Raw genomic sequence first — 16,795 nt, 5'->3', positions numbered from 1 at the left:
TAAAAACCTGCAGAAGTCAGGCTGCTTCCCTGATTTGTTCGCTTACCGGGGAATCTCCTGACTTCTGGACACGAATAACTCCGGTCCAGTTGAGCAGTTTAATCACCTGGTATGTAGGATCAATTTCATGCCAGCGTACTCCGCCAAAATTGGCGCGATTGCCATATTTATGATGATTGTTGTGATAACTCTCCCCCATCATCAGAAAATCAAACGGCAGAAAATTGCGCGATGTATCCCCTACTTCATAATTTCTGTAACCGTATTTATGGGCAAACCAGTTGATGATCGCACCGTGAATTGGCGACATCAGGAAATGGAACGGCAACAACAGCCATAACCACCAGGTAGTGGCAAACGTTGCATAAATCAACACATAAATGGCACCCCACATAAGTCTCGAAGCCCATGAACGGGCAAAGAAGTCGAATGAATGCCAGTCCGGAATATCCTTCATGAACCGTTCATCCACGATCATCTTCTTTTTCGTAATGTCGCTGTAAATCGTTTTAGTCTTCCACATCATTTTCCAGATACTTTCATCGTATTTGGGCGAATGCGGATCTTCGGGGGTATCTGCATAAGCATGATGCATGCGATGCATGATCCCGTAGCCATACGGACTCAGATAATTACTTCCCTGAAAAAACCATGTAAGCACATAAAATACTTTTTCTGTGGTTTTACTCATGGTAAATGCGCGATGAGCTGCATACCGGTGGAGAAAGAATGTTTGAAAAAATAAGGATAAGTACCAGTGGGCTACAAAAAATATTAATATAACGGTCATATAAATTTATCTGTTACGATTAAGAATATCTACAACGATAGACCGGAAAGGAACGTATTTGTGACAAAAAAAATCAAATTTTATTCATTCCCTTTCAGGTACGAAACCAAATCCGACAATGATCCTTGCCGGAATGCAGTTTCAACTTTACTCCAAAGTGCACCTGGATCACCATTAGCAACACTTTTAACAGGCCTTTGTTGCATTTTTTTTCTGGCCCGGCTGAAAAGCTGACGAATATGATCCTTCTTCTTTTCAAAAATCTCCTGCAACTCTTCGTATTCAAGCTGAAAAATGCCCCTTAAAATGAATACACCTTTTTCGAGCGGCTCAAGTTTATGGTGGATAGCCGTGATGGCTTCGCGAATCTCCTCTTCTACATCCACATTTGCCGGCAACTGAAAGTGCACCCGGTCAAGCCAACCCGCGGGAAGCTGCTCCAGCCATTCACTCTTTCTAACCTGCAGCGTTTCGGAATATTTCAGGCAGTTATTCTTCACGGAGGTTATGAGATAAGCCTTGGTGTTACGAATCTTTTCAGGTCCGTTTACAAGCCATTTCAGATACGTATCCTGTACGATATCTTCTGCAATGGTTGCACAGCCCGTCAGCCTGTAGGCAATTGTATGCAACAGGGGTCGGTACAGGGCTATAGCTTGCGACTCAGACATTTCCTTAAAATTACTAAGAAATTCTGTTAACCATGCGTTTTGTTTGCATGTTTGTATGGATGGTAAAGGCACATATGGATTTTGCAGCAACTGTTTACAGCCGGTTTAAGCACATCTTTGACGGAACATGTGAGCTTACACGGGACCTTGATTTCCCGGTTCTGAATCTGACTGGATCCGGACTGAGAATATTGTTAATTGCACTTGATAGCTGGGACCGCCTGCAGCCCGATGAGGATTACCTGGCGAAATTTCTTGATGCTCACAGCAGCGAGCGCTGGGTCATTCTATGGGAGGATATCTGGCACCATCGGGAAGCCATAGCAGAAAGCAGAATCCTCTCATTTGAGGGAAACACGCTTCGTATTCACGGCAGGAAATGTAGCGTAAAATCCATATCAGATGATCGATGTAATGAATTTCTGGATCAAAATCACCTGATGGGGTCCACATCGGCCAAATACAGGTATGGTTTGTTTTATCAGGGTGAGCTGGTGAGCGTGGCCACCTTTGGCCGGTCAGTGCCTGTTTCACGGGAAGATACCGAGGTGCAAAGCCACGAACTGATTCGCTTTTGCCATAAGATGGGATACCATGTTTCCGGTGGTCTGAGTAAATTGATCGAACACTTTAAACGAATGCAGAAACCTGAGGATATTTTCACATCGGTCGACCGTGAATGGTCGGAAGGATCCGGGTACGCCAGAATCGGATTTCGGGAAATCAGCAGGACCAAACCCCTGTGCTTCTATGTAGATGGAAATTATGTGCGTCACAAAAAAGTTACAGAAGGCATAAGAATTTGTAATGCAGGAAACATTAGAATGGCACTTACGATATGAAAAAATGGGTTGTCATCACGGGCCCTACCGCCAGCGGTAAAACCAAACTGGCCGTTCAGGTTGCTGCCAGGCTGGGCGGTGAAGTCATTAGTATCGACAGCCGCCAGGTATACAAGTCAATGAATATAGGCACGGGAAAGGACCTGAATGAGTATAACCTGCCCGATGGATCTGTTCCGTACCACATGATCGATATTGTGGAACCGGGAGCCGATTATCATCTGACCGCTTTTCAGGAAGACTTCACCCGGGTGATCTCAGATCTGAACGATCGCAACAAGATCCCCATACTTTGCGGCGGAAGCGGACTCTACCTGGAGGCAGTATTGCAGAACCATGTTCATACCACTATTCCTGTAAACCACAGATTCAGGGAAATGCTGGATAAACTTTCCACCAAAACACTGAAGGATCAATATAATTCAGGGCCGCAGCTTCCTTTTCCTGTTGATGTTAAATCAAAAAAGCGACTGATCCGGGCACTTGAAATGCAGGATTTCCTTCACAAAAACCCCGCATTCAAATTTCCTGAATTTGAAGCCAACGAGCACGAGGTTTTCATCATCGATCTTCCACGGGACATCCGGCGAAACCGGATCACTGCCAGGCTGCTGGATCGTTTAAACGGCGGACTCATCGAAGAAGTAACGGGACTTCGGAAAAAAGTTAGTGATGAAACCCTCATCCGGTATGGCCTTGAATATAAATATGTAGTCCTGTACCTGCAGGATAAACTATCCCGTGAAGACATGTCAGCAAAACTGACCACTGAGATCCATCGGTTCGCGAAGCGTCAAATGACCTGGTTCCGCCGAATGGCAAGAAATGACACAACCGTACACTGGCTGGATGGTACAAGACCATTGAATGAGCTTGTCGATGAAATTGTGAGAAAATATAATAACTAAATTTATTAGTAATAATACTAATTTATTTAGTATTTTTATTCCATGAATCGAACAGGACATGCGGATATGCCTTTACATGGAGGGCGCGTCCCCTATTGGCTGGCGAGCAGGATGGAATTACTGGGGGGCGCCATTGCTGAAGTTATTGTTGAGGAATACGGTCGCGAGGGCTTTTTCACCAGGTTGAGCGATCCCCGGTGGTTTCAGTCCTTCGGTTGCGTTTTAGGAATGGACTGGCACTCCTCCGGGATTACAACATCCGTAATGGGTGCATTAAGGCGTGCATTCGACAGGAAACAACGGCATCTGGGATTGCGGGTTTGCGGTGGCCGTGGTAATGCATCGCGCCGAACACCCGCCGAACTCATGCAGTATGCGGGCGAAAACGGGCTGGATGGCAATTCATTGGCAAGAGCCAGCCGTCTGAGTGCCAAAGTTGACAATACGGCAGTACAGGATGGTTTTCAGCTGTACCTTCATTCTTTCGTTATAGACAAAACTGGAATGTGGGCAGTAGTTCAGCAGGGCATGGATAACGCTACAGGAATGGCCCGGCGTTATCACTGGTTTTCCGGTAAGATCAGCTCCTACACCCGTATGCCGCATATGGCTGTGGCGGGAATACCAAAAGGGCCTATCCTGAATCTTACCGCGATCGAAGCCGATCCTACGAAGAAGGCAATCCTCTCACTGATCCGTGAAAGGCCGGAATTGATTCAGCATGAAGCCCGAAAAATACTAATGCCCGGACATCATGACGTACGCAGGTCTGACGTAAACCTGAAACGCCTCGGCGCTGTTCTGTCGGTTGCATATGAGCAACATGTCCCGGAATTTGATGACCTGTTACTTACACAGGGGCTCGGTCCGAGGACACTTCAATCCCTTGTTCTGGTTAGTGAAGTCATACATGGCACGCCATCACGTTTCGATGACCCGGCAAGGTATTCTATGGCCCATGGCGGCAAGGATGGGCATCCTTTTCCTGTGCCGACAAAGGTTTATGACCAAACCATTGCTCAGATGGACAGGATCATTAATAAAAGTCGTATTCAGCAGAGTGATAAATCCCGGGCACTGAAAAGCCTTCACCTGATGGCCAAATCCCTGGAGAAAGATATTCAACCGGATCCTTCAAAATTTGATAAATTCATTCAACGGGAAAAAGAATTATCCCGGCAATGGGGAGGCAGAACTGCTGCCGGACCTGCTGTGAAACCGGACGGACAATTGAGCTTATTCCGATGAAAATTCAATTTATTTGGCTAAATTCTACCTGTTGGAAGACCCTGAAAAGTTGACCCGCATTAATAAATGAGCTATCCAATTCCAGGCATAAAATGACTGCGCACAGGCTACTCCGTATTACGGCATTTCTGCAGATACTAACCGCTTTAATCCATGCCAGCAGCTATCTTGCAGGTTTTGAAGTGCGTAACCCTACTGAAGCGCAGTTATTTGAGTTAATGAGCACTTATCAGGCTAATATGGGAGGCGGCTTCTCCCCGACCTACCTGAATTTATTCAATGCCCTGAGTGCCTGCTTTTCTCTACTATACCTTTTTGCAGGACTCAGCAATCTGTACTTCCTGCATAAGAATCGGGGTGCTGTGATTCTTGATGGTTTCGTAACAATCCAAATTATTGTGCTGGGGTTTGCCTTCATGCTCATGGCGTTATTTACCTTTCTGCCTCCTATTATTTTGACAGGTATGGTATGGGTGTTACTTTTGATGGTGAAGTTCAGCAGCAAACAATCTGCTTCTGATTGAGGTTAACATTGAAGAAAAAAATAAAGAAATTATGAGAAATCTTTCTGGCTTAACGGCATTGGTAACGGGTGGAAGCAAGGGCATCGGCTATGGGATAGCTGCGGCGATGCTGCAACAGGGTATGTCGGTCGCCATTACAAGCAGATCTGCATTGGCCGCCGAAGAAGCAGCATCCAATCTGCGTAAAATTGGAAAGGGCAATATCATCGGTTTGAAGGCGGATGTGAGGGATTTCGAAGAAGTTAAGGCTGCTGTACAGAAGACGGTAGATGCTTTTGGCGGACTGGATGTCCTTATCGCGAATGCGGGAGTAGGCAAATTCGGCTCGATTGAGGACATTTCTGTAGAGGATTGGCACGCTACCATTGAAACGAATCTGACCGGTGTATTTTACAGCATCAAGGCCTCTGTAGATGAATTGAAAAAATCACAAGGCTACTTTATTACGATTTCAAGTCTGGCAGGCACAAATTTCTTTGCAGGTGGATCGGCATACAATGCCAGCAAATTTGGGCTCACCGGGTTCACTCAGGCAGTAATGCTGGATTTACGGCAATCCGGTGTGAAAGTTTCCACGATTATGCCCGGGTCTGTGGCTACGTATTTCAATGACCATGTACCCAACGATGCAGATTCCTGGAAGATCCAGATTGAGGATATCGGTGAGCTGGTAATTGATTTATTGGCAATGAATCCAAGAACCCTGCCCAGTAAAATAGAAGTCCGGCCTTCCATGCCTCCAAAATAACAGCTGACAGCTAAACCATTAATCAATATTTTGGTTCTATTCTCATAAAATTATCCGTTATGAAAATTATTACGCTCGCAATTCTATCACTGAGTTTCATTTTATCTGATATGACCGACATGAATATTTATAATTTTGACATGAAAACGATTGATGGTGAGGATATCTCCCTTTCAAAGTATCAGGGAAAGAAGATTTTGATCGTAAATGTGGCGTCAAAATGCGGGTATACTCCGCAGTATGAGGACCTGCAGGCACTTCACGAACAATATGGCAATAAGGTAGAGATCCTTGGCTTCCCGGCAAATAATTTTGGCGGGCAGGAACCCGGATCGAATCTTGAAATAGCAGCCTTCTGTGAAAAGAATTATGGAGTTACTTTCCAGATGTTCGAAAAAATATCTGTGAAGGGAAGCGACCAGCATCCATTGTATGCATGGCTTGCAGAACAAACAGGAAAGGAACCTACGTGGAATTTTTGCAAATATCTGATCGATGAAAACGGCAATGTTCTCGGGTTTTTTCCTTCCGGAGTAAACCCTATGGATGAAAAGATCATAGATTTACTTTAAAATACAACCGGCCAGAGGATGACATCCACCCTGCGGTTCATTTGCCGGCCTCTGCCGCTGTTATTGGTATAAAGAGGATTATCCCTGCCAAAATCACGTATTTTGATCAGTTCTTCCGGTATTTGCATATTCAATAACTGATTATATACTGCTTCGCTGCGTTTCTGTGAAAGCCATTCATTATACTCCTTTCCACCAATAGGATCTGTATGGCTGAATAGAATGACCTCGTAATTGCGTATATCTTCGACACTCTCCATGAACTTGCGCAGCTCAAGTATCTGATACGGATCAATGTAATAACTGCCTCCCCCGAAATAAATACTCTTGCGTATGAGACTTTCATCCTGTTGGGAAAATAATGGTCCGGAAGAAAATATGATCAGTATAATGAACAGGGAGCGCATACAATAAAAATAACGAAAATGGCATTCAAACAGTTATGAACGGCAAGATCATTTTCGTCATACCAAAAAAAGTGATTATTCAATTAGATTATTATAATACCCTAATATTCAATTGCTTGAATATATTATATTTACCTGAGTAAATTTAACAAGGCATAAAAAAACCCCGGATTTTCATCCGGGGTATTACTTTTCAATCGGAACAAATCATCCGATCGTATCGATATAGTCACTCAGGATGATTACTCCTTCCCGAAGATATTTATCACTGATACTTTCAATTTCTTCACTAATCTGATTTTCCGGGTCGATACGTGTATTCTTCATGGAGTTGCGAGCAGCACGTCGTTTCTCAGCTTCTTCCATCTCCCTTTTACGTTCATCATAGTTTAGCGAAACCCGGGTTTTATTCAGGTTATTCTTGAGTTCGGTGGTTTCTGCAACCAGGTTACGTAACTCAACATCTGATGTGAGCCGTTGCTGATAGTCGGAATTCAGTCTGTTCAGGACATCTGAAGAGACATCATCTGTAGACATGTATCGTGTTGCACGTATCTGATCCCAGGGCAACGCACTGGCATTGGAACTTTCTCCGAATTCCTCGGCGTCAAAGGCACTTGGAAGATCAATATCCGGCGTTACACCCAGGTGCTGTGTACTGCTACCGGTTACGCGGTAAAATTTCTGAAGTGTTAATTTGAGCTGCCCTACCTGCTCACCTTCCGGCACTTTCAGGTAGCGGGATAAGTCGATCACGCTTTGCACGGTCCCTTTTCCATACGACTGCTCACCGATTACCACGCCTCTTTTATAATCCTGAATTGCAGCGGCAAATATTTCAGATGCCGACGCACTGAACCGGTTGATCATAACTGCCATCGGACCATCATAGATTACACTGGGGTCCTCATCTTCTCCCAGGTCGATTTTTTCATTAGGATAGCGTACCTGTACAACGGGACCGTTTTTAATGAATAACCCGGTCAGGTCAATTGCTTCAGACAATGACCCACCTCCGTTATCACGTAAATCCATGATAATGCCATCAATATCCTGCTCCTTGAGCTCACCAATCAGATTCTTTACGTCACGCGTCGTGCTTGTATAATCCTTTTCGCGGCGCTGATACGCATCAAAATCCATGTAGAAGCTTGGAAGCTGGATTACGCCGATCTTAAATTTCTTTCCGTTTTGTTCATGATTGATCACACGGGCCTGCGCTTTCTGGTCTTCGAGTGTTATTTTTTCCCGAACCAGCTGAATTTCTTCAGACGGTCCTTCTACACCTGATTCTGCGGGCAGAATCTGCAGTCTAACCACGGTACCTTTCGGTCCCTTGATCAGGTCAACCACATCGTCAATCCGCCATCCGATTACATCCACCATTTCTCCGTCTTCTCCCTGTGCCACGCCAATAATTCGGTCATCCTCATGAATGAGATCACTTTTATCGGCAGGGCCTCCTGGCACAATCTGTACCACCTTGGTATAATCATTCTCTGTTTGCAGACGTGCTCCGATGCCTTCGAGACTCAGGCTCATACTTTGCTGAAACCGGTCTGAGGTACGGGGCGAGAAATAATTTGTATGAGGATCATATGCTTCAGCAACCGTATTCATAAAAAGTTCAAATACATCTTCCGAGGTATATTGATTGATAGCTTTTTCAAATCGCTCATACCGTTTGGTGATCGTTTGGTTGATCTGGGCATCTTCCTGTCCGTTCAGCTTCAGGTTGAGTGCCTGACTTTTAACGATCTTACGCCAAAGGTCATCCAGTTCGGCCTCTGATTGAGCCCAGGGAAGTTCTTCACGATCTGTGTCATAATATTCGTCCTTTGTATAATCAAATGAGGAAACAAGCAGCTCGCGGTTCACGAAATTCATCCGGTTATGGAAGCGTTCAGCAAAAATGTTGTAGATATCGTAGGCAAAGGAAAGATCCCCCGCTTTAACAAGGTTATCAATCTGTTTACGGTATTTCTCAAAGTTTTGAATGTCGGATTTCAGAAAGTAGGACTTGTTATTGTCCAGTGTTTCCAGATAGCCATCCAGAATGATCGATGAGAGTGAATCATCCAGTTTCATTCGTTTAAAGTGGTAGGTGTCCAGAATCTGTACAACCAGTTTAGCCTCTTCACCATAATAGGATTTGGGCTGCAGGTGTGCACTATCCAGCATCATCGTTCCCGCCAGCGAATGTACCAGGCTGATTATCAGAAACAGGGGCGCCATCAATATCTTCATACTCTTCATCTGATTAATTTCAATTCTAACGTTACTCTAGCGAAAAAAATGCCAGACTTCGCAGAATTCTTAAATGTGTTTCACGAAATACTAACTAAAATGTTACCGGAATGGTTATCAGGCACTTATTTCCTGTAAAAATTTTTCAGCCTGTTCTACTCCCTGGAACTCATAAATCCTTCGTTCCCCATCGTGGGTGATTACCTCTATCCGAACCATCGAAACGCCGTCCGGAGACTTGTAAAAGTGATCGTGGGGGCCATATGCCCTGTTCACATCCCGAACAATGTGAAATGCCGTAGCCCGTATTGACTTACAGTACTCGCATTCATAATGCTTGATCAGTTCGCCATCCTCATCGGCTGTGGGTGGTTTCGTGATTTCTTCACGAATTACTTTTAATGTATAAAACCCGCAATTTCCACATTGAAGTGCATCAAGGTGACCCGGGTATTTCTCAATTTTGGTATAGCCCGTAGACTCATCTACCCATACATCATAGTCCACCGAAAATATATTCTCTTCAGCCTGCATACCTTCTTCCAGGTGAACATCCTCTTCATGTTCTCCCAGCAGACGCATTTTCTTTCCGTTTTCCGGATTAATACGCGGGGCATAACGCAGTTTTCTCAATTTTTTATGCAGTGGCGTTGGATAATAGTACTGCAGGATCAGTTGAGCGATATAACCGACCAGTACTGCGCCCGCAATTCCCATGAATATCCGGACAAAGAACCAAACGGGATGAAACTTCATCGTTCCCATACCATAAGTATTAATGATACAGGCTATTCCAATGGCAAGAAAAAGGAAGGCACGCTGATAATTGCGTATTTCATTCTCCCGGATATAGTCATACTTCTCTTTGTAATCTGAGAGCGAGCCGACTTTAACTTTATGATAAATAAACTGGGCGATGGCCAGAATGCCGAACAATATGGCGGCAGCAAACATGATGACATGCCAGGTACTTAGGAAACTTTCTGCAGAAGATTCTTCCATTGGGCGATTGTTGTTAGTTATTCCTAAATCTAAATAGTTTCTATTACTTCAACAAGTAAATATGATTGGTTACGCACTGGTAACCTGCACAAGTACCTCTCTTCGCAGAAATTCATCAGATTTTATATCCAACGATCAAACATGAAAAATAGTATTGTGCAATTTTACACAAATAAATTTTGTTATTATTTGCATTAATTCAAATTAAGATTATATTTGAACTATAATTAAGTGCAATATTGCACATGAATTCAAAAGATAAAATACGGGTTGATCTACAATTTGATCGCTTTTACCAGCGGCACTTCGATGCGCCTCCTGCTTGCAGAAATATTGACCAGGTTCGTTTTTACCTGGGAGAGCTGGTACGAAAGATTGAAGAGTACAAAGAGTCGTATGAGTACGTGCCGGTAAAAGCCCTGGCGTTACTGGCGAAGTACAAACAGTTGTATAATCGGATGGTGCATTCTGATAAGGTGAAATAACGAGATGGCATTAAGTGCAAAATTCAGATATGTCCCCTCCCCCATTCCCTTTAAATACCACTACCTCTATAGTGCAGTGGCAAATAAATCGGGAAGAATGCAGTATTACCGGTCTAAGCCCGGAATCGGCCGCGAACGGATAAGCCGTTCAGAGTTTATAGAAGTATTTAATAATGCGAATATACTGGGACTAAGGCCCATTCCGCTGGAGGATGCCCCGGTAATTCAACTTGAATTTTACGTATAGGTTAAGGTATTTTTTGAATGTAGGTAGCTAACAGCTAATTTTTTAAACTCAAATAGCTCAACTAACAGTTGAGCTATTTTTTTTATACACCTGTATATCAATATTTTAACTAATTATTTTCTTAAGGTCGGCCGGAGAATAATTTACAGACTTGATTGTTTTATCATCATCTTTCCTGAAAACAAGGAATTTGCCCCCTGCTTCCCGGTAGTAGCATTCCGTATCTCTCTCCTCTTTGTAATATTTGACGGTGGCTTTAGCTTCCTCTTCTGTATCACAGGCCTTGCTCATGTTACTGCGCTGTACCTCATCGAACAACGCCTTAAATTTTTCAGCTAGTCCGAATTCAAGAATTGCTCCACTGAGTACGTATTGGAGATCACACAAGGCATCTGCTATTTCAACAATATCATTATCCCTGATGGCTTCTTCCAGTTCACGTAATTCTTCAGCAAGCAGGGCAACCCTGAGAGCACAGCGTTTTTCATCAGGAATCTGTGGTGATTCAAGGATGGGGTGTTTAAATGTACGGTGAAATTCAGCCACCTGGTTCAGTGCATCGGGTTGTTCCATGGAAATAGTTTTTAACGTCATGACACAATGTTAAAAAGAATGTGCGGTTATGCCAATATATTTCCAGCTGCAAACACGGCGGCGGTCTGTCTGCCCTCCTTTCGATAATCACATCCACCGGTTTCACCGGCAATGAAAATTCATATATTTGCAGCCAAACCAATTCTTTGAGATGGCTGATTTTATTGAAGAACTTGAATGGCGGGGAATGATACATGACATGACCCCGGGTGTAAAAGAACAAATGAACAGGGAGCTCACAACAGCCTATATAGGTTTTGATCCTACCGCAGACTCCCTACATATTGGCAGCCTGGTGCAAATCATGACCCTTGTACATCTTCAGCGCGCCGGGCATAAGCCTCTTGCCCTGGTTGGTGGCGCAACTGGTATGGTAGGCGACCCTACCGGCAAATCAGCCGAACGCAACCTGCTGTCATCGGACGTGCTGGAGCACAATTTGAAAGGTGTAAAAAAACAACTGGAAAGGTTTCTTGATTTTGATTGCGGGGACAATTCTGCCGAAGTAGTGAATAATTACGACTGGTTTAAGGAATTTTCGTTCCTCGATTTTATTCGGGATGTGGGCAAGCACATCACCATCAATTACATGCTTGCCAAAGACTCTGTTAAAAAACGCATGGAATTTGGCATGTCCTTCACCGAATTCAGCTATCAGCTTGTGCAGGGGTATGATTACCTGTGGCTTTACCGAAACAAAGGATGCAAGGTTCAGTTGGGTGGATCCGACCAATGGGGAAACATTGTAACCGGAACCGAGCTTATTCGCCGCGTAGAACAGGGCGAGGCATTTGCCGTTACAACACCCCTGATCAAAAAGGCCGACGGCACGAAATTCGGAAAAACTGAAGGCGGCAACGTATGGCTGGACAAGGACAAGACATCTCCCTACCATTTCTACCAATATTGGCTAAATGCTTCGGATGAAGATGCGGAGAATTACATCCGAATTTTTACACTCATGAATAAGGAGGAGATCGAGGCCATTATCGGGGAGCACCGAAAAGCACCCCACCTGAGGACGCTGCAACAGGCCCTGGCAAAAGATGTAACCATTCGGGTACATTCCGAAGAGGATTATGAGATGGCCGTAAAAGCCTCTGCTATCCTGTTTGGCAAATCAACCACGGAAGAACTTTCTTCCATCGATGAAGCCACATTGCTGGCTGTATTTGAAGGAGTACCTCAGATCACTGTGAGCCGGGACGTACTTGCCACATCTCCTGATGTCACCTCCTTTTTATCAGAACTGACGGATACGATAATTTTTGGAAGTAAGGGCGAGGCGCGAAGAATGATCCAGGGCGGAGGTGTGAGCATCAACAAAAAGAAGGTAAATGATCCCGAAGAGATAGTGGATTACCCGCTTCTTCAGAACAAATACCTTCTCGCACAAAAAGGAAAGAAGAACTACTACCTTATAATTATCGATTAATCGATCAGGCGAAAGCCCAGGGAGATCTGATAGACCTGATTTCGCGTTGCAGGTATATTCTGATCGCTGATGTCGGTAAGCCCCCGGTTATAACGGAACTCCAGGTTCATATTGATCGGAAGATCCCATCCAACCCCAAGGCCAAGACTCACGTCAGATTCGCTGTAATAATCCCGGATACTGGATTCGCCGGTTTCGATTTGCTCTATTGGATCAAAGGTTGATGTGGCGCCTGTGAGAAAGCCAAACTGGGGACCAACCTGTACATTCAGTCCGCCTACCAGGTAGAACTTAAACATCACCGGCACATTGATATAGTTGAAATTCGACTGAAAGTCCTGCCCATCAAATCTGAATTCAGTTCCCTGCTGTGAAAAAACCACCTCTGGTTGTACGGCTATTTTACCAAGTTTGAAGGATGTAAACGCACCGAAATGATATCCGGTCTTCGTGTTTGAGCGGATATTATCAATTTTAAATTCAGCAAAATTCATCCCGCCCTTTACACCAAGCTGAAACTGTGCACTTGCTGAAACGCATGCCACTGCAATGAAAAAAATACTTAAAATGAGCTTTCTCATAACTGTTTTTGATTTGGTTCGGATTATCCCTTTTCAAATATCGGGCCGAAACGTATCTGAATTGTTAACGGAGTGTCTCACCAATTTCTTGTGTTAGCAAAAAAAAAGCCCGCTCTTGAACGGGCTTTCGGTAAGAAAATGATGTTTTTATTTATGTCCGAATATTCTCCATCCAACATAAATCTGAAAAACACGGTGCTGCGAATCAGCGAATTCAATCCCGGAATTGTTAATATCGCTCACACCAATATTGTAGCGTGCGCCCGCTTCAAGCCCGAGTGGCAAACTTATTCCCGCCCCGGCCGCAATACTGAAATCGGCATTCTTCACATTTTCCTTAATATCCTCTCCGCCGCTCTCTGCTTTGGTTACAAACCCGACTTGGGGTCCCACATGAATGTTGAGAATTTTTACCAGTTTCAGCCTCAGTAATATAGGAATATTCACATACCCGAAATCAACTTCGGTATCAGCGATCTTGGCTCCCTGGGTGGAAAATAACACTTCCGGCTGAATGGCGAAATGGTCGCCCAGTGGAATATCACCGAAAACGCCGAAATGATAGCCTGTCCGGCTACTCGCCTCATCAATATTGATATTCGCGAAATTAACGCCGCCTTTCACACCAAATCCTGCCTGGCCAAATGATGTGAATGAAACTGCCAGAAGCAGTAAAAAAAATAAAGGTATTCTTTTCATAATCAGAATTTTGAGTTGTTACCCGGCCAAGTTAAGGAAATTCAATAGTTCTGACAATCATCATAAAACATATGATTGTACGCAAACCGTTCACCAAAGTGTACGATAATGAACAATTTAACATAATAAAATTTTGCTAATTAACTGATTTACAGATATTTAATTATATGGCACCGCCCTTGCAATTTACTTAACAGGTCAAAAACTTAAATAACAACAGTCATGAAACTTATAATAGCAATTCTCTTCTTCGTAGCAATGACAGTAGCTCCCAACGCGGAGAATTCGACAACCATCGCTACCGACAATATCGCGCACTTCACAGTTAATGAAAACTTTGCATTCGGTGACAATTATCTCCTTGATATTGACAGGGATGGAAAAAGTGACTTCAGCTTTACAACCGCATCGATATACAATGAAGGTGCAGTATATAACAAATACATGATCCATGCGCTTCAAAATCATGAAATCCTTAATGCAGCGGAACATGCAGCAGTTCTTGAAAATAATGAAGTAATTGGTACAGATATGGATGCCAGTATTCACTGGACTTCTGGTGCCGGACAGATCATAGAGCAGATCATTACCAATGAAGGAACAAACTGGTTCGGAACCTGGTCTGGAGGTCGTTCACAGTATGTTGGAATCAAAGTGAATAAAAATGGTAATGCGTATTACGGATGGGTAGAGATCATCGTAGATCCGGCCACTGAGCAAGCATATGTGGTTGACTATGCCATCAACAGAACTCCAAATACCTCCATAAGTGCAGGACAATTCTAAAAGGAAGTCTAAAAAAAAAGGCTGTCTCAAAAGAGGCAGCCTTTTTTTTTATATTTTCACAAACAGGCATCTGTCATAGGACTTGGTTTGGGTCGTTGGCAGCAACCTACCACAAGTCTGTAGTCTATTCCAGTCTGGCCCCCGGTTAATTCAGTGGAAACTTAATTCCAAAGAACAGTACCGCCTGGTCATAATTCCCTGCAATATATTTTAATTCAGTGTATGGAAGAATGGCACCATTTGTATTGAAGTTTGCTCCGATACCCAGGTTTATCCCCAATTCGGTATCCCCGTCGCGTTCGCCCTGTGACTTAATGGAACGGGTGGTCAGGTTGATCCCTCCTATCCCATAGAAATCCACGACTCCTTCGGTAGCAAAGTAAAAATTACCATTAATGTTGAGTTCCCACCAATCACGATCCTGGAAACCACCATTATCCTCGAAATAAAAGATAAACCCCGGACTAATGGAAATATTATTCTTCACAAAAAATTCGCCATTGATTCCAAGGCCGAGGTCATCTACCTCACTACCCCATGCCAGACCGGCGCCAAGGCGTGTTTGCGCCTGACCTGCCAATGCAAGACTTAAAACAACAGCAACTGTCAATAGTATACGCTTCATTCGACTAAAAATTAAGGTTTGAAATTTGTTAAAGTTAAATTGGTATAAAAGTAAACGACACATACACCTGGAATGTATCGGTATGACTTCGCAAGTCAAAAGAATAAAAATCCTGATTCAGAAAATTGGAAAGACCGTAAACATACCGTGTTCCCAATCTCAACCCTCCTGAAAGCTCAGCTTCCGCGCCGGCAGCCACGCTGAGGGTGAAGTTTTCATATGCATCCCGGCGGTCTGAGCCAAATCCGTGCGAGTTGGATCTTACATTCAATAAATAGGAAAAGACCGGTCCGGCATAGACTTTAAACCAATTACGTCGGTATGCATACATTACCGGAAGCTGAAGATAATTCAGTCGCAAAGAACCCTGGTCTCCGGATTCACTTGCCCCTTCTGCTGAGTAAAGTAATTCAAGCATTACACTCCCATTCCGGCTAAGTTCGCGTTCATATAATAATCCGGCATGAATTGAAATTCCGGGGCCAGATTCGTTGCTGACCCGTTCACCTTCTATTCTGTATCGCTGATTTGAAATGTTCAGGCCTCCTTTGATTCCAACGACGGACTGGCTCCAAGCCGGTATTGACAGGCTGCTGATCAGAATGATGATGAATATGATATTTAAACTTCCCGGATATTTCACTCAACACATGATTAATCTGGCGAAAATACGCTCAATTCTGTTGAATTAACCACTAAAGGTTTCGTGATTCCTTACATCAGGACAAAAAAATAAGCCGGCCACGAATGGCCGGCTTTCGCTAGTGGAGTCACACTATGCCTCCGTTAACTTTCTAACGAAGCTTGTAAGTAAGGTAAAACTGGATGACGTTTGCTTTCCAGGTAACTTCTTCATCGTCCAGCAAGTTCGAAAGACCAAAGTTATAGCGTCCGCCAACTTCGATTGCTTCCGACACTTCATATCCCAGTCCGGCAGCTCCGGCAATAACGGGATTTTTAAAATCAATAAAATCCTTCAAATTGATCGAGTTTCCGTCTGATTTTGCTTTAGCTGCAACCTGGAACCCGATTTGAGGGCCGGCCTGCAGGTTAAAACGCTCTCCAACGTGAAACTTTACAATTACAGGAACCTGAATGTAATCAGTCTGAAGTCTGACTGTTTCATCCTCTTCACTTACTTTGGCACCTTCACGGGAATACACGATTTCTGGCTGGATTGAAATCAGATCAGATAGAGAGAATTCTCCGTAAACACCAACATGAAAATCAAAGGCCATATCATAGGTCTCTGACTGTCCATCGAAAGACTCTTTCAAATTAGAAAGCTGAATACCTCCTTTCACACCCAACTCCTGAGCCTGAACGGAAAAAAATCCTGCAACCAGCAGGAAGGAGAATAATAACTTCTTCATAAAAAATATTT

21 protein-coding genes are annotated in these 16,795 nt (G+C 43.8%); 10 read left to right on the top strand and 11 right to left on the bottom strand.

Features of this window, described 5'->3' with window-relative positions:
* Nucleotides 1–16: 16 nt before the first annotated feature.
* Nucleotides 17–790, bottom strand: a complete 774-nt coding sequence (locus LDX50_RS28615; protein ID WP_225699730.1) for an acyl-CoA desaturase — start codon at nt 788–790, stop codon at nt 17–19.
* Nucleotides 791–870: 80 nt separating this feature from the next.
* On the bottom strand, nt 871–1,461 hold the full coding sequence (locus LDX50_RS28610) for a sigma-70 family RNA polymerase sigma factor (RefSeq protein ID WP_225699729.1): 591 nt from the start codon (nt 1,459–1,461) through the stop codon (nt 871–873).
* Between the two features lie 32 nt (nt 1,462–1,493).
* On the opposite strand from LDX50_RS28610, the gene LDX50_RS28605 reads away from it, so the two are divergent.
* The 6 genes from LDX50_RS28605 (at nt 1,494) to LDX50_RS28580 (ending at nt 6,303) form a co-directional block, all read left to right on the top strand.
* Nucleotides 1,494–2,303: a hypothetical protein gene (locus LDX50_RS28605; protein ID WP_225699728.1), complete on the top strand. Its 810-nt coding sequence runs from the start codon at nt 1,494–1,496 to the stop codon at nt 2,301–2,303.
* Complete coding sequence (gene miaA / locus LDX50_RS28600) at nt 2,300–3,211, top strand: tRNA (adenosine(37)-N6)-dimethylallyltransferase MiaA (RefSeq protein WP_225699727.1); 912 nt, start codon at nt 2,300–2,302, stop codon at nt 3,209–3,211. The genes LDX50_RS28605 and miaA overlap by 4 nt, the downstream gene beginning before the upstream one ends.
* Before the next feature lie 42 nt (nt 3,212–3,253).
* Nucleotides 3,254–4,459, top strand: a complete 1,206-nt coding sequence (locus tag LDX50_RS28595) for a DUF763 domain-containing protein (RefSeq protein ID WP_225699726.1) — start codon at nt 3,254–3,256, stop codon at nt 4,457–4,459.
* 92 nt (nt 4,460–4,551) lie between these two features.
* Nucleotides 4,552–4,983, top strand: coding sequence for an LIC_13387 family protein (locus LDX50_RS28590; protein WP_225699725.1), 432 nt, complete (start codon nt 4,552–4,554; stop codon nt 4,981–4,983).
* A 31-nt stretch (nt 4,984–5,014) separates the two neighbouring features.
* Nucleotides 5,015–5,731 carry an SDR family oxidoreductase gene (locus LDX50_RS28585; RefSeq protein ID WP_225699724.1) on the top strand — a complete coding sequence of 239 codons (717 nt, stop codon included), beginning with the start codon at nt 5,015–5,017 and terminating at the stop codon, nt 5,729–5,731.
* A 59-nt stretch (nt 5,732–5,790) separates the two neighbouring features.
* Nucleotides 5,791–6,303, top strand: coding sequence for a glutathione peroxidase (locus LDX50_RS28580; protein WP_225699723.1), 513 nt, complete (start codon nt 5,791–5,793; stop codon nt 6,301–6,303).
* Here LDX50_RS28580 and LDX50_RS28575 read toward each other — a convergent pair.
* The 3 genes from LDX50_RS28575 to LDX50_RS28565 all read right to left on the bottom strand — a co-directional run bounded on the left by LDX50_RS28575 (nt 6,300) and on the right by LDX50_RS28565 (nt 9,959).
* Nucleotides 6,300–6,710: an OmpA family protein gene (locus tag LDX50_RS28575; protein WP_225699722.1), complete on the bottom strand. Its 411-nt coding sequence runs from the start codon at nt 6,708–6,710 to the stop codon at nt 6,300–6,302. The two genes, LDX50_RS28580 and LDX50_RS28575, sit on opposite strands and share 4 nt — an antisense overlap.
* 207 nt (nt 6,711–6,917) lie before the next feature.
* Entirely contained in the window at nt 6,918–8,957 is a 2,040-nt protein-coding gene (locus LDX50_RS28570) for a carboxy terminal-processing peptidase (protein ID WP_225699721.1), read from the bottom strand.
* A gap of 117 nt (nt 8,958–9,074) precedes the next feature.
* A complete protein-coding gene (locus LDX50_RS28565) occupies nt 9,075–9,959 on the bottom strand; it encodes a hypothetical protein (protein WP_225699720.1) in 885 nt (294 codons plus the stop codon).
* A 245-nt stretch (nt 9,960–10,204) separates the two neighbouring features.
* On the opposite strand from LDX50_RS28565, the gene LDX50_RS28560 reads away from it, so the two are divergent.
* Both LDX50_RS28560 and LDX50_RS28555 read left to right on the top strand, forming a co-directional pair.
* Nucleotides 10,205–10,444: a hypothetical protein gene (locus tag LDX50_RS28560; protein ID WP_225699719.1), complete on the top strand. Its 240-nt coding sequence runs from the start codon at nt 10,205–10,207 to the stop codon at nt 10,442–10,444.
* Nucleotides 10,445–10,448: 4 nt separating this feature from the next.
* Nucleotides 10,449–10,691, top strand: coding sequence for a hypothetical protein (locus LDX50_RS28555; RefSeq protein ID WP_225699718.1), 243 nt, complete (start codon nt 10,449–10,451; stop codon nt 10,689–10,691).
* A gap of 105 nt (nt 10,692–10,796) precedes the next feature.
* On the opposite strand, the gene LDX50_RS28550 is transcribed toward LDX50_RS28555, so the two are convergent.
* Nucleotides 10,797–11,264, bottom strand: coding sequence for a nucleoside triphosphate pyrophosphohydrolase family protein (locus LDX50_RS28550; protein WP_225699823.1), 468 nt, complete (start codon nt 11,262–11,264; stop codon nt 10,797–10,799).
* Nucleotides 11,265–11,436: 172 nt separating this feature from the next.
* Between LDX50_RS28550 and tyrS the strand changes: the two genes are divergently transcribed.
* Entirely contained in the window at nt 11,437–12,720 is a 1,284-nt protein-coding gene (tyrS, locus tag LDX50_RS28545; RefSeq protein ID WP_225699717.1) for a tyrosine--tRNA ligase, read from the top strand.
* Here tyrS and LDX50_RS28540 read toward each other — a convergent pair.
* Together LDX50_RS28540 and LDX50_RS28535 are read right to left on the bottom strand one after the other, a co-directional pair.
* Nucleotides 12,717–13,301, bottom strand: coding sequence for a porin family protein (locus tag LDX50_RS28540; protein ID WP_225699716.1), 585 nt, complete (start codon nt 13,299–13,301; stop codon nt 12,717–12,719). The two genes, tyrS and LDX50_RS28540, sit on opposite strands and share 4 nt — an antisense overlap.
* A gap of 147 nt (nt 13,302–13,448) precedes the next feature.
* A complete protein-coding gene (locus LDX50_RS28535; RefSeq protein WP_225699715.1) occupies nt 13,449–14,000 on the bottom strand; it encodes a porin family protein in 552 nt (183 codons plus the stop codon).
* 222 nt (nt 14,001–14,222) lie between these two features.
* On the opposite strand from LDX50_RS28535, the gene LDX50_RS28530 reads away from it, so the two are divergent.
* Nucleotides 14,223–14,786: a hypothetical protein gene (locus tag LDX50_RS28530; RefSeq protein WP_225699714.1), complete on the top strand. Its 564-nt coding sequence runs from the start codon at nt 14,223–14,225 to the stop codon at nt 14,784–14,786.
* Nucleotides 14,787–14,931: 145 nt separating this feature from the next.
* Here LDX50_RS28530 and LDX50_RS28525 read toward each other — a convergent pair whose 3' ends face one another.
* The 3 genes from LDX50_RS28525 to LDX50_RS28515 form a co-directional block, all read right to left on the bottom strand.
* Nucleotides 14,932–15,411: a porin family protein gene (locus LDX50_RS28525; RefSeq protein WP_225699713.1), complete on the bottom strand. Its 480-nt coding sequence runs from the start codon at nt 15,409–15,411 to the stop codon at nt 14,932–14,934.
* 34 nt (nt 15,412–15,445) lie between these two features.
* The gene (locus LDX50_RS28520) at nt 15,446–16,054 is read right to left on the bottom strand and encodes a porin family protein (protein WP_225699712.1); all 609 of its coding nucleotides are present in this window, start codon (nt 16,052–16,054) and stop codon (nt 15,446–15,448) included.
* A gap of 151 nt (nt 16,055–16,205) precedes the next feature.
* Complete coding sequence (locus LDX50_RS28515) at nt 16,206–16,784, bottom strand: porin family protein (RefSeq protein ID WP_225699711.1); 579 nt, start codon at nt 16,782–16,784, stop codon at nt 16,206–16,208.
* Between the last annotated feature and the right edge of the window lie 11 nt (nt 16,785–16,795).

The sequence above is a fragment of the Fulvivirga sedimenti genome (genome assembly GCF_020328055.1).
The sequence above is the reverse complement of the archived record's forward strand: the minus strand, read 5'-3'. Positions and strand labels throughout refer to the sequence as shown.